The 12,921-nt window shown below is 40.0% G+C and carries 14 protein-coding genes; all 14 read left to right on the forward strand.

Features of this window, described 5'->3' with window-relative positions:
• The first annotated feature begins 194 nt into the window (after positions 1 to 194).
• The 14 genes from HHO41_RS16910 to HHO41_RS16975 all read left to right on the forward strand — a co-directional run bounded on the left by HHO41_RS16910 (position 195) and on the right by HHO41_RS16975 (position 12,913).
• Positions 195 to 659 carry a MarR family winged helix-turn-helix transcriptional regulator gene (locus HHO41_RS16910; protein WP_211171203.1) on the forward strand — a complete coding sequence of 155 codons (465 nt, stop codon included), beginning with the start codon at positions 195 to 197 and terminating at the stop codon, positions 657 to 659.
• Positions 660 to 662: 3 nt separating this feature from the next.
• A complete protein-coding gene (locus tag HHO41_RS16915; RefSeq protein ID WP_169100834.1) occupies positions 663 to 3,773 on the forward strand; it encodes an MMPL family transporter in 3,111 nt (1,036 codons plus the stop codon).
• A gap of 276 nt (positions 3,774 to 4,049) precedes the next feature.
• A complete protein-coding gene (locus HHO41_RS16920; RefSeq protein WP_169100963.1) occupies positions 4,050 to 5,090 on the forward strand; it encodes a hypothetical protein in 1,041 nt (346 codons plus the stop codon).
• Positions 5,077 to 7,245 carry a molybdopterin oxidoreductase family protein gene (locus HHO41_RS16925; protein WP_169100836.1) on the forward strand — a complete coding sequence of 723 codons (2,169 nt, stop codon included), beginning with the start codon at positions 5,077 to 5,079 and terminating at the stop codon, positions 7,243 to 7,245. The genes HHO41_RS16920 and HHO41_RS16925 overlap by 14 nt, the downstream gene beginning before the upstream one ends.
• A complete protein-coding gene (locus HHO41_RS16930; protein ID WP_169100839.1) occupies positions 7,246 to 7,806 on the forward strand; it encodes a 4Fe-4S dicluster domain-containing protein in 561 nt (186 codons plus the stop codon). It begins immediately after the preceding gene.
• 12 nt (positions 7,807 to 7,818) lie between these two features.
• Positions 7,819 to 8,343 (forward strand): Rieske (2Fe-2S) protein, encoded by a 525-nt coding sequence (locus HHO41_RS16935; RefSeq protein WP_169100841.1) that lies wholly within the window; start codon positions 7,819 to 7,821, stop codon positions 8,341 to 8,343.
• On the forward strand, positions 8,333 to 8,524 hold the full coding sequence (locus HHO41_RS16940; RefSeq protein WP_169100843.1) for a hypothetical protein: 192 nt from the start codon (positions 8,333 to 8,335) through the stop codon (positions 8,522 to 8,524). Before HHO41_RS16935 ends, HHO41_RS16940 begins: the two co-directional genes overlap by 11 nt.
• A gap of 5 nt (positions 8,525 to 8,529) precedes the next feature.
• Positions 8,530 to 8,844, forward strand: a complete 315-nt coding sequence (locus HHO41_RS16945; protein WP_169100845.1) for a hypothetical protein — start codon at positions 8,530 to 8,532, stop codon at positions 8,842 to 8,844.
• On the forward strand, positions 8,831 to 9,103 hold the full coding sequence (locus HHO41_RS16950) for a hypothetical protein (RefSeq protein WP_169100847.1): 273 nt from the start codon (positions 8,831 to 8,833) through the stop codon (positions 9,101 to 9,103). Before HHO41_RS16945 ends, HHO41_RS16950 begins: the two co-directional genes overlap by 14 nt.
• 5 nt (positions 9,104 to 9,108) lie before the next feature.
• Positions 9,109 to 10,410 carry a NarK family nitrate/nitrite MFS transporter gene (locus tag HHO41_RS16955; RefSeq protein ID WP_169100849.1) on the forward strand — a complete coding sequence of 434 codons (1,302 nt, stop codon included), beginning with the start codon at positions 9,109 to 9,111 and terminating at the stop codon, positions 10,408 to 10,410.
• Positions 10,411 to 10,439: 29 nt separating this feature from the next.
• A complete protein-coding gene (locus HHO41_RS16960; RefSeq protein WP_169100851.1) occupies positions 10,440 to 11,108 on the forward strand; it encodes a sensor histidine kinase in 669 nt (222 codons plus the stop codon).
• Between the two features lies 1 nt (position 11,109).
• Complete coding sequence (locus HHO41_RS16965; protein WP_169100853.1) at positions 11,110 to 11,766, forward strand: response regulator; 657 nt, start codon at positions 11,110 to 11,112, stop codon at positions 11,764 to 11,766.
• 12 nt (positions 11,767 to 11,778) lie between these two features.
• Positions 11,779 to 12,252: a GAF domain-containing protein gene (locus HHO41_RS16970; protein WP_169100855.1), complete on the forward strand. Its 474-nt coding sequence runs from the start codon at positions 11,779 to 11,781 to the stop codon at positions 12,250 to 12,252.
• Between the two features lie 22 nt (positions 12,253 to 12,274).
• Entirely contained in the window at positions 12,275 to 12,913 is a 639-nt protein-coding gene (locus tag HHO41_RS16975) for a sensor histidine kinase (protein WP_169100857.1), read from the forward strand.
• Positions 12,914 to 12,921: the final 8 nt, after the last annotated feature.

Consider the following 12,921-nt stretch of genomic DNA (forward strand, 5'->3'; position numbering starts at 1 on the left):
TGATAAACATTGTAACATTTGGTAAGCCGTATGCCTTAATAGGGCACGTACGGTTTGATAAGGGGGAAGCCTCGAGAGAGGTTTCCCTACTTTATTATTGTCGTTGTAGGGAATACTATTGACTAAATCTAAGAATTGTCATATAGTTTAACACGTTAATAGTTCAGTTGTTTAACTAAATTTAAGGATGTGATATGGTGGATAATTCAAGAATCCAAGAACTAATCAACAGATACATTCGAGTGTCTTTTTCGGTGACAAAAAAGGCTGAATTTCTCATTAAGGATCAAATTGGATCGGACCTTACTTATGACCAGCACTATACACTTCGATATATTCGGAATAAACACTTTTGCACATCAACCGAATTGGCTGATGTCTTTGCAGTAAATAAAAGTGCTGTCACAGCTATCATTGCAAGACTTGCAGATAAAGGGCTAATCGAAAGAACACGTGATGAACGAGACCGACGTGTCGTTTATTTATCGCTAACAGATAAAGGAAATGCCCTGTTTAATGAATGTGAAAAACGTGTTCATAATCTCGTTGAAAATATCATGACGCAATTTAACGATGAGGAAGTGAATGCGTTTATTCAAACTTATGAAAAGCTTGAACAATTATTAGATGTCGCTAAAGAAAGCATACAAGGAGAATAAACGATGAGAGCGATTGTCAAGGGTAAATGGCTTGTATTATTTACGTGGATTGCGGTTGTGACAGTGCTGTTAATGACCGCACCTAATATGGCTAATCTTGTTCGCGACAAAGGTGATTTGGTTGTACCTGAGGGGTACTCCTCATCACTAGCGAACGAAATTCTTAATGAGATAAAGGATGGAAATGAATCAACTGTCGCTCTGGTTTTTCATGGGAAAGATAAGCTTACGAAGTCAGAATTGGCAGAAGCAAAAGCAGCAATTGGTTTATTGGAGAAAAATAAAACTAAACTAGGCATTACCGAAATATTGTCTCATTTCAATAACGAAGAACTTAAGGATCAGCTTGTATCTGATGATGGGACAACGATTCTTACAAGGCTAACAGTTGATATGGGCAATCGTGAAGATAAGGAGGTATCTAAAGCGCTATATGATACGCTTAAAGATACTAAATTAAAACACTATTATACTAGCAATTGGCTTGTGAATGAGGATCTAAATACGAATGCACAGGAAGGTCTAAAGAAAACAGAGGGCATCACAGTGGTTTTCATTTTAGTTGTTCTTTTGCTTGTTTTCCGTTCCTTCATCGCGCCATTTGTCCCACTAGTAACAGTTGGTTTTTCTTATTTGGCAGCGCAGTCAATTGTTGCATTTTTAGTTGATAAAGTAAATTTTCCAATTTCTTCATACACCCAAATATTTTTGGTGGCTGTGTTATTTGGAATCGGTACAGATTACACGATTTTACTTTTAAGTAGATTTAAAGAAGAGATGGCTAATCATGATAGTATTACCGATGCCATTGTTGAAACCTATCGCACTGCCGGAAAGACAGTTTACTTTAGCGGTTTTGCTGTAATGGTTGGTTTCTCGGCGATTGGTTTTTCAACATTTAAACTTTATCAATCAGCTGCAGCAGTGGCAGTTGGTGTTGCGCTTTTGTTAGTGGCGTTATCAACAATTGTGCCTTTTTTCATGGCAGTACTTGGACGCAAGCTTTTTTGGCCAGCCAAAGGACAACTTGAACATAAAGATAGTAAATTGTGGGAGATTGTCGGTAAATTTGCTTTAGCTAAGCCGGTTATTTCGTTATTAATTGTTGCCGCAGTAACCGTTCCATTTTTGATAACATATGATGGCACTCTTTCCTACAATTCGTTAACTGAGGTTGGCGACAAGGCAGATTCAATCAAGGCCTTTAATATGATTGCTGATGGGTTCGGCGAAGGCCAAGCGATGCCAACGCAAATTGTCATTAAAAATGATGAAAAAATGGATTCAAGTGAGTACATCGGATTGGCTGAAAAAATCAGTCAGGATCTGCAAAAGATTGATGGTGTGGACACGATTCGCTCGGTTACGAGACCTATGGGCGAGCCACTTGCGGATTTATTTGTTGCTAAGCAAGCAGGTACGCTCTCGGGAGGAATTTCCCAAGGAAATGATGGGATTAAGCAAATTAGTGATGGCTTGAATGAGGCGGAAACTGAGCTTACGAAGTCCCAGCCGCAATTGGAGCAGGCTACTGCAGGAATAGGAGAGCTTGTTACGGGAACATCAAAGCTTGCTGATGGTGTGGGACAGCTTCATAGCGGTCTGACTCAAATTGAGGATGGCATGAAACAGGGGTCTATGGGGACGGCTGATATTAAGAAAAGTCTCCAGGGTATTAAAACCAATGCAGAAAAACTCGCGGCAGGTAGTGAACAATTGTTAAAAGGGTATCAGGATGCAAGTGCAGGGCTGTCTTTCTTTTTAACAAAATATCAAGCTATCGAAACTAGTTTAAATGACATTTATGGTAAATTGGATACCGCAGATGAGCATTTTGCCAATCTTGAACAGAAATATCCGCAATTAAGTACAGATGAAGAAGATTATCAAGCGTTAAAGAAGGATGTTTTTTCTTCTCATGCAGATACTGCCGAATTAATGAGTAGCTTGAAGGATTTAAATACGAATTTTGCTGGGGCTATTTCGGGCGTTCAAGAAGCAAATAAGCAATTTGCTGAAGTCGTTTCTGGTCAACAGCAGTTAAATATTTATATGGGAGAGTTGATTGTTGGGATTGATCAACTACAAGCAGGACTCGTGGCTGCAGCGGATGGGCAGGGGCAAGTGATTGGGAACCTGTCACAGTTTTCAAATGGCTTAACGACTATTAATGGTGGCCAACAGCAGCTCTTGGATGGTTTTTCAGGTCTTGGCGGACAAATGACCCAATTAACCGATGGTCTTGGGCAAAGCGTGACTGGTTTAACACAAATTCATGATGGATTGAATTCCGCTAATGATTATTTAGCTAATCTAGCGAAGTCAGACCAAAGCGTGACCGGGATGTATATTCCTGATGAGGTGCTATCAAGTAAGGATTTTGCACAAGTGCTTGATACTTATATGTCCAAGGATCGTAAAGTGATGATGATGGATGTTGTCTTCAAATATAATCCTTATTCAAATGAAGCAATGGCGCAAATTAACGATATTAAAGATGCAGTAAATAAAGCAACAAAGGATACAAAGCTTGAAAATGCCAAAGTAGCCGTGGGCGGCATTACAAGCACTAATACAGATTTAAGTGCAATGTCCAATGCGGATTATTCTCGTACTGTAGTGTTAATGATGATCGGAATTGCGATTATCTTGGTCGTAATGCTCCGTTCCATTGTGATGCCGATTTATTTGATTGCTTCCTTAATCATTACTTATTACACGTCAATGGGGATTACCGAGGCGATTTATGTGAATCTATTAGGCTATGAGGGTATTAGCTGGGCAGTACCGTTCTTCGCCTTTGTTATTTTAGTGGCATTAGGTATAGATTATAGTATTTTCTTAATGGATCGCTTTAAGGAATATCGTGAATTAAGTGTAGGTGAAGCGATGCTGTTATCGATGAAGAAAATGGGAACTGTTATTATTTCTGCGGCTGTCATCCTTGGTGGTACATTTGCAGCGATGATGCCAGCTGGTGTTATGTCGCTATTGCAAATTGCCACACTTGTGTTAATTGGCTTGTTCCTTTATGCCTTAGTGATTTTGCCATTGTTTGTTCCGGTGATGGCAAAGTTGTTTGGCAAAGCTAATTGGTGGCCATTTATAAAATAAACTGTGAATATCAAATTGACTCGAAACCAGGCTATGCATTTTAGTGCATAGCCTGGTTTTTTATTTTTGTGATAAAAATCACTTGTGTCAAAAAGTTGAACAATTGGGACATAAATAAGGGAGTTTTACCCCGACTATAGGGAAGTTCCCTGATGCCTTGTGATAGTCCCTGACAAGTAAAATTAACGATATGTTACCGGTCTAATTTTACAAGGAGGACTAACAATGCAGGCAAATTTAACATCAAATACCGCAACTGAAACTAACAAGAATTCTATTAACAATGCATTTGCATCTCACTATGCTAAATCGATGTTTTTATCGATTACAGCACTAATAATTCTAGTATTTATCGGAACCAGAATGTTTACCCATATTGATCTCAACTTATATGGATACATGGTCGGAACGCTTGTATTTATTGGCGGGTTCTTCTATCGCTTCATTGCATGGGGAGAAAGACCACCAACTAAAATCATCATCAAAAAAGGACTTAAATTGCTGGCCAGAAAGTCCACTCCGAAAACGTCTGTGGAGCATTTGGCTACCTATAATTTTATCTGGAATCGGGGAATTTACCGATGGACTCAGCACGTATTGATTGGCTGGGGCTGTGTTCTTTCCTGTTTTGTAACATTCCCGCTTGTATTTGGTTGGATGTACTTCACAATGGGTGAGAACGGCTATTACACGATTGTCGCAATGGGCATGGACGTTATGACGATTAAAGCAGATGGAATTATCGGTTTTTTATCTTATAACGCATTAAATATTACGGCAATGATGGTGATTGCTGGGGTAGCGATGGCGCTTTTCCGCCGCTTAAAAAATATGCAAGCCCGTGCTGAGCAAAATTTTGTATATGATTTTTTACCGCTTTACCTTTTACTTTTTATTTCGATAACAGGCTTGCTTTTAACCGTTATGAACGTATTTTTACATGGTTGGGGTCAACCGGTAATGTCGTTAATTCACCAGTTTTCAGTGATCATTACCCTCATCTATTTACCATTTGGCAAGCTTGCTCATATCCCGTTCCGCCCAATGAGCGTCCTCGCTCGGAATTATCGTGAGCACTACGGAGAGCAAGCGATGAAGGAATGTAAGGTTTGTGGCGATAAATTTGTCTCAACTGAGCAATCACAAGACGTAATCCAAGTTTTAGGTATGAATGAAATAGAATTTAAGTCGACTGAAGGGACACATTTAGCGGAGCTTTGCTTACCTTGTCGCAGAAAATATCGAATCGCTCAATTTTCAGGGTTTCCTACCCATCAGGTAAAGGTTAAGGAGGCAAACCAAAATGCAAAGGGATAAGTTTTATAAAGAGATTGAAAATGTGATTCATCCAGGTGAAAAATTAGTCAAAACACATTGCAGTTACTGTGGGATGCAATGCGGGATGAATTTACGTGTCGATATCGCATCAAACAAGATCATCGGTGTTGAGCCACGCTATGAATGGCCGGTAAATGTTGGAAAGATGTGTCCAAAAGGTGTAACTGCTTATCAGCAAACAAATCACCAGGATCGCTTATTAAAACCGTTAATTCGTGACAATCCTGCGTTAAAAGGAACGAAAGATGGATTCCGAGAAGCTACTTGGGAAGAGGCATACGATCTTATCGCCAAGAGATTCCAAGAGTTGCAACGTGACTATGGCAAAGATTCTTTGAGTGTATACAGTGGCGTTTCAATGACGAATGAAAAATGTTACTTAACAGGAAAGTTTGCCCGAGTTGGATTACAAACAAGATACATTGATTATAATGGTCGTTTTTGTATGTCGAGTGCGGCAGGTGGATTTTTAAGAAGCTTTGGGGTAGACCGTGGTTCCACATTACCTTGGACAGACATTCATGAAACGGATTGCTTATTTATTGCTGGCAGCAATACCGCTGAGTGTCATCCAACTTCGATGTTTCGCGTTTGGGCTGTTCAGGAACGCGGGGGCTATTTAATCGTAGCTGACCCTCGAGAAACACCAATTGCCAGACGTGCTGATATTCATTTGGACTTAAAACCAGGAACTGACCTAGCATTGGCTAACGGAATTCTTAATCTGTTAATTCAAAACGGTTATGCTGATGAAGTATTTGTGAAAAATCACACAAACGGATTTGAAGAAACGAAAGAGCTGGTTAAACAATTTACCCCTGAATATACAAGTGAAATAACTGGAGTTGCACCAGAAAAAATTATCAAAGCAGCAGAAATCTATGGGAAAGCACCAAATGCTGTGGTGATGTTTGCCCGCGGTGTTGAGCAGCAACATAAAGGTGTTGATAATGTTTCTGCCTATACAAATATGGCACTTGTTACTGGGAAGATTGGTCGGCCAAAGTCAGGTGTGGCTACGTTTACGGGACAAGGGAACGGTCAAGGTGGCCGTGAACATGGTCAAAAATCAGACCTTCTTCCAGGTTATCGTAAACTCACTAATCCTAAACATGTTGAAGAAGTAGCGAAAATTTGGGGAATTGACCCAGAGGAAATGCCACAACCGGGCGTTTCCGCATACGAGATGTTTGGATTAATGGAACAGAAAACCATTCGCGGTTTGTACCTATTATGCTCTAACCCTGCAGTATCAGCACCAAATTTAAATTATGTACGGGAACAAATGAAAAATCTTGATTTCATGGTTTGTGTTGATTTCTACCTATCGGAATCAGCTGAGTTCGCTGACGTTGTTCTACCTACAACGACTTGGTCTGAAGATGAAGGGACCGTTACAAACATTGAAGGGCGGATTATTAAGATCAATAAGGCACAGGAGCCTGTTGGTGAATCAAAACCAGACTGGCAAATCCAAGTCGAGTTGTCAGAACGACTTGGCCGAGGCAAGTACTTCTCTCACTTAAAAACAGCTAAAGATGTTGCAGATGAATTCCGCTTGGCTTCAAGGGGCGGCTATGCCGATTACTATGGGGCAACCTGGGAGAAGATCGAAAAGCAGGATGGCGTATTCTGGCCTTGTAAGGATGAAAAAGATGAAGGAACACCACACATGTTCCTTGATAAAGTATTCTATCATCCAGATGGGAAGGCCAAAATTTGTGCGTTACCTTATCGTCCACCAGCAGAAGAGCCGGATGAACAATATCCAATTCGTCTAACGACTGGACGTGTTGTATATCATTATCTGTCTGGTAATCAAACACGCAGAATTCCCTTCTTAAAGGATATGTGTCCTGAGCCATATGTTGAAGTGCATCCTACACTTGCTGCACAATACGGAATTGAACACGAAGAAATCGTTCGTCTCTATACGCGCCGCGGTGAAGCATTTTATAAGGTGAAAATCACTGAAGCGATTCGTAAGGATACTGTCTTTGTACCGTACCATTTTGGTCATGAACAATCGATTAATCTTTTAACAATACCTGCACTTGATCCGATGTCAAGAATGCCAGAATTCAAAGCATGTGCAGCCCAGATTGAAAAATTAGATTTAAAGAAGGTGCAGTAAATGAAAAAGAGGCTCTATATTGAACTGGATAATTGCATCGGTTGCCGCTCATGCTTAGCCGCCTGTACACAATGTGGCGGCCATGAAGAGCGCAATCGCAACTATGTTTACGACGTTAACCCGCTTGTGAACCGGCAGACAATGCCTCTTATGTGCCTACACTGTGTAAATCCGGCATGTGCGCGCAGCTGTCCGGCTCAAGCAATTCAAATTCATGAAACTGGTGCGGTACTTTCAGCATTGGTAGAAAAATGTATTGGCTGTCAGAACTGTACAATTGCCTGTCCGTACGGTATTCCCAAATTTGATACTGAACAAAATTTAATGTACAAATGTGATCTTTGTATTGACCGTAGTAAAGATGGAATTCCGCCAATGTGTGCGAGTGTTTGTCCAACAAACACATTACAGTGGTTAACTGATGAAGAAATTGAAGCAAAGCGAGAAGCTTATAATCTTGATAACGGTAAATGGGTTACAAGTACTCCTTATTTGGAAAATGAAACGAATGTCCGTGTAAATCTTCCTGGTATTTTACAGGGAATATCAAAGTTGTTTTAGGAGGGATTACTGATGAACGATAAAAATAATAAAATCCCATTTAATGAAGATAACTATACCCACAACATTAATCGAAATAATGAACGCAAACTTGATCGGCGCGGTTTTATGAAAACTTTGGTAGGTGCAGCAGGAGTATTTGCTGTATCTTCCCTCCCTTGGGGTGCGATTGCTGCCAAAGAATTAACTGGATTATCTGAAAAGGAATATCAACATAAGAAAATAACGGATGTAAATGAGATTGCGATAGGAGATGCTGTTGATTTTAAATTTCCTGGTGAGCATGATGATGCGATTTTAATTCGCCTTTCTGAAGATAAGTACGTTGCTTACCAAAATGCGTGTACACATCTACGTTGCCCAGTTTTTTGGGTAAAAGAAGAGGGCGAAATGGTTTGTCCATGCCACCATGGGAAATTTGATGTAAACACAGGTTCTCCAACTGCAGGGCCACCTAGACGACCACTGCCTGAGATTCTAGTGAAAGTTGAGAAGGGTGCGGTATACGCAGTGAAGGTGAAACGTTATGAAGCATAATTTAGTTGGAATAGCGTTATTATGTGGAATTTTGCTCGTGAACATTATTTTTACACAATACATGGTCCATCAATTCTTTTATGAAAATTATACTAATGCGCTGCTGTTTGGGTTAGGGAATGTGCTGTTATTCCCGGTGGCATTATACGTATATAAATGGGATCAAAAACGAAAGGCGTGATGGTGATGAATAATGAAACCTATCTCGATTTTTGTTTTATAAGGGAGTCAGTTGGAAATTTTTCCATTGAAATAAATGATATGTTAAAGCAACTGTTTTCTGGTGTGAAGCTGGATTGGTACTTAGAGGAGAAAACAATCGACAATGCCGAAATGGTAGTGGTTGAAGTGAAGGGCATGAGTAATTGGCGCTCTGAGGAAGAAACACTTCAGTTCCTAGAACAGCATGGCACAACTGAGTTTTGGCAATATTTACAGGGCTATAAAATGTTCATTTATCCAGCAACAATGAGAGGATGTAACAGCTGTGGGACACATTAAGATTGAAGAACTGCGAGCTTTCGTTTCCGTCCCTGTTGAAGTGGCAATAACCGATGAGAAGGGAAGCGAGAATGCTCCATTTGTTAAGAAAATCATAAAACAAGTGAAGCTCTGTCCCGACCAAACACATATAAGGATTTATTTTGATTCGATAAAATTTTTGGCAATCCCAATTACGGCTGAAGTCACGCAAAACGAGGATGACTGGTCTGCCTATGATTTGGAGAGTGCACTGAGATATACTATAAGAAAGGTGTGAAAAAAATGAGTAAGCGAATTAGTACTTGGGATCCAGAAAATGAACAATACTGGAAATCAGAAGGAAAAAAACACGCCACAAGAAACTTATGGATTTCTGTTCCAGCATTGATGATGGCCTTTATTGTTTGGCAAATTTGGTCAGTAGTCGCTAGCAGATTGAATGATATCGGCTTTACATTTACGGAAAATCAATTGTTTACGCTAGCTGCCATCCCTGGTTTAGTTGGGGCAACCATGCGCTTTTTCTATACATTTGGCGTAGGTAAATTTGGTGGTCGAAACTGGACAGTCTTTTCAACGATTATCTTATTAATTCCAGCGATTGGTATCGGCTTGGCAGTTCAAAATCCTGATACACCATATTCAATGATGCTCCTATTAGCTGGTTTATGTGGGTTAGGAGGCGGAAGCTTCTCGTCTTCATCTGCAAACATTTCTTTCTTTTTTCCGAAAAAAGAGAAGGGTACAGCGCTTGGAATTAATGGGGGATTAGGAAACATGGGGGTATCTGTTGTTCAATTTGTTACCCCACTAATAATCACAGCTAGTACATTTTCATTTCTTGGTGATGCACAGATGTTAGCGAATGGTGACCAGGTATGGCTTCATAATGCTGCATTCATATGGGTTGTACCGATTGTGATTATTTCCTTAGCAGCTTACTTCGGAATGGATAATTTACCAGGTACAAAACAGTCTGCAAAGGAACAATTTGTGATTGTAAAGCGCAAGCATACGTGGATCATGACTTGGTTATACATTGCGACTTTTGGCTCGTTTATTGGATATTCAGCAGCTTTTCCATTGTTGCTAAAATCACAATTTCCGGAATATGCTTCATTAGCATTTTTAGGCGCATTTCTTGCTGCCGCTGCACGTCCTGTTGGCGGCTGGATTTCTGACAAAATAGGAGGGGCTAAGGTTACTGCAGTGGTTCTAGTTGTCATGACCTTTGGTGCCCTTGGGGTTATACACTTCCTGAATGAAAAGCAATTTGCCGGGTTTTTAATTTCGATATTAATATTATTCTTAGCAAGTGGAATTGGGTCTGGCTCTACTTTCCAAATGATTCCTGGATTATTTCCTGCGAAGGAAGCGGCGGCGGTTATTGGATTCTCAGCAGCATTCGCTGCGTATGGTTCATTCCTTATTCCGAAGCTGTTCGGGTGGTCAGTAAATACGACGGGATCTTATGTTACAGCTTTTTATTTCTTTATCGGTTTCTACATTATTTCAATTGGTTTGAATTGGTTTTATTATCAAAGAAATGCTGAAAAGCAGGAGGTACTTGCAAAAGTATCTTAAGTGATTGTGCTGGTTAGGAGGAGATGAAAATGGAGATTATCCCAGTAAATTCGGTATCTTCTTACATTATTAAATCACAGGAAGAAGAAATGAAACGGGTTTCCCAGGAATTGCATGAGGGAGTTGGCCAAACATTATATAGTATTTTTACTGGTTTGCAGTTCATTGAAACGAGTTTACAGGATATAGAGACAAAACGTTACGTTCATAATATGGCAGAACTTCTTGAGAAAACGATTCAGGAAATTCGTTTGTTTTCTGTTGAATTATATCCTCCTACCCTAACTAGCTTTGGTTTATTTGCTGCTATGAAACATTATGCACAGCTTTATATGACTACATTCGGGATTGAAGTTGAAGTGAATAGCTCAGGAGTAGAGAAACAGATTCCAGAGGAGCGGAATATTGCTTTATTTAGAGTTTGCCAGGAGGCAATGGCCAATATTGCCAAATATGCTGATACAGCAAAAGCAAGTATTTCTTTTACTTGGACAAGTCAATATTTATATATTACTATTACTGATTATGGTAAGGGCTTCTCTGAAACAGATGTTAAACAAGGGCATTCGTACGGTTTAGCGGCTATGAAGGAAAGAATGCAACTAATCGGTGGGACTTGCCAAATTAGCTCTTCAACCGGGTCAGGTACTATAGTAGAAATTAGCATAGCCATATCCGAGACAACGGGGAGAGAGTAAAATGATCAAAATTTTATTAGTTGATGATCACGCGGTTGTAAGAATGGGTCTAACAATGCTCCTGAATCATCATCCGGAAATGCAAGTCGTTGGTGAAGCGTCAGAGGGAAATGAAGGAATTAAAAAAGCACTTTCACTAAAACCTGATGTCGTGATTATGGATTTAAGCATGCCTCACGGTAAAGACGGGTTATCGGCAACGAAAGAGTTGATAAAGCTATTGCCAGAGGTAGCTATCTTGATTTTGACGATGCATGATGATGAAGAATATTTATTTAAAGCAATACAGGCTGGTGCCTCTGGTTGCATTTTAAAAAGTGCACCTCAAGATGAATTGATTGCTGCCATACAATCGGTAGCGGCTGGGAATGCTTACCTTCATCCTGTGGCAACGAAGAAATTAATTATTGAATATATGGAAGCTGTTAAACATGGAAATTCGACAGAAGCAATTAGCATACTGTCAGAGCGCGAGAAAGAAGTGCTCACGTTGATTGCCAAAGGCTTTTCTAATAAAGAAATCGCTGAACAATTAACAATTAGTGTTAAAACAGTTGAAACTCATAAGGGCAACTTAATGGAGAAGCTACAAATGAAGACAAGGCCTGAATTGGTCCAATATGCTTTGAAGAAGGGGTTGCTTGGTTATGGAATGTAGATGTGATGCTTCATGATGATTGGAAATGAACAAAGAGAGCAGCAATTTATTCAAGATTGTAATAACTTATTAAAGTTAATTGATTGTGATTTTGTCGGTATGGCAATTCAAAATCAAAAAGGTCCAGATATTAAATGGCATTATGCTGCTGGTAACGAAAATGAAAAGTACAAGCGGATTACGGTGCGCTACGGTAAAGGCATTGCTGGAAAGGTTTTGTTAACCGGATCATCAATGAGCATTCAGCATTTCCCGGAACAAGTCCAAGGGAGAGCGACCGACTACCCAATCATGCTCGCCGAAAAATTAATCCATTCCTACGCTGCTCCGATTTGGTGCAAGGGGACAGCAAAGGGAGTTCTTCTTGTTGGTAGAAGGCATGGTTTACCATTTGGTGATGCTGAACAGCAAATTGTCCAGCAGGTAGCTGCAAATATGGAAGGGCTATTAAACCGCGTTTTTATTTGCTACTGCGAAAGTAATTAACTGTCAGGAGGTTAGGGGAATAATGGCTGAAGATGCACTCAAGAAAGAGATACAAAAACTGGCAGCAAAGGTAATTGAAGTTCAAGAGGAAGAACGAAAACGAATCTCAAGAAACCTACATGATGACTTAGGACAGAATTTATATGGTCACTTGATTACAATTAATCTACTTCAAACAGAAATGGACCATCCGCTAATAGAACAAATCAAAGATGAAGCCACCCATTTAATCGAACAAGTTAGAGAGATAGCTTGGGAGCTTCGCCCTGCCGTACTCGATGACCTTGGTCTTGTTCCGGCGATTCGTTCTTTCATTTCTCGTTTCAAGGATTTTTATCAAATCGACATACATTTTAACTGTAAGTTGAAGCGCCGTTTACCGCTAATCATTGACCTGACGATTTATCGAATCATTCAGGAAGCATTAACGAATATTCGAAAATATGCAAATGTGAAAGAATCCTGGATTTTAATCGAAGAATTTCCCAATAAAATTCTTGTCGTGATTGAGGACCAAGGCAGTGGCTTTCACCCAGAACATGTTACAAAGGGAGTTGGCATGTTTAGCATGGAAGAAAGGACACGTGCTGTCGACGGTCATTTCCAGTTTCAATCATCCCTTGGAAAGGGTACTAAAATCATTGTGGAAATCCCCATATAAAAGTCAGT

It is taken from the genome of Bacillus sp. DNRA2 (assembly GCF_012843265.1).
Classification (GTDB): Bacteria; Bacillota; Bacilli; order Bacillales; family Cytobacillaceae; genus Bacillus_BU.

Coding starts and splice junctions, on each gene's coding strand:
- HHO41_RS16910 (WP_211171203.1), top strand. CDS start 195: ATGGTGGATAATTCAAGAATCCAAGAACTAATCAACAGATACATTCGA.
- HHO41_RS16915 (WP_169100834.1), top strand. CDS start 663: ATGAGAGCGATTGTCAAGGGTAAATGGCTTGTATTATTTACGTGGATT.
- HHO41_RS16925 (WP_169100836.1), top strand. CDS start 5,077: ATGCAAAGGGATAAGTTTTATAAAGAGATTGAAAATGTGATTCATCCA.
- HHO41_RS16930 (WP_169100839.1), top strand. CDS start 7,246: ATGAAAAAGAGGCTCTATATTGAACTGGATAATTGCATCGGTTGCCGC.
- HHO41_RS16935 (WP_169100841.1), top strand. CDS start 7,819: ATGAACGATAAAAATAATAAAATCCCATTTAATGAAGATAACTATACC.
- HHO41_RS16940 (WP_169100843.1), top strand. CDS start 8,333: ATGAAGCATAATTTAGTTGGAATAGCGTTATTATGTGGAATTTTGCTC.
- HHO41_RS16945 (WP_169100845.1), top strand. CDS start 8,530: ATGAATAATGAAACCTATCTCGATTTTTGTTTTATAAGGGAGTCAGTT.
- HHO41_RS16955 (WP_169100849.1), top strand. CDS start 9,109: ATGAGTAAGCGAATTAGTACTTGGGATCCAGAAAATGAACAATACTGG.
- HHO41_RS16960 (WP_169100851.1), top strand. CDS start 10,440: ATGGAGATTATCCCAGTAAATTCGGTATCTTCTTACATTATTAAATCA.
- HHO41_RS16965 (WP_169100853.1), top strand. CDS start 11,110: ATGATCAAAATTTTATTAGTTGATGATCACGCGGTTGTAAGAATGGGT.
- HHO41_RS16970 (WP_169100855.1), top strand. CDS start 11,779: ATGATGATTGGAAATGAACAAAGAGAGCAGCAATTTATTCAAGATTGT.
- HHO41_RS16975 (WP_169100857.1), top strand. CDS start 12,275: ATGGCTGAAGATGCACTCAAGAAAGAGATACAAAAACTGGCAGCAAAG.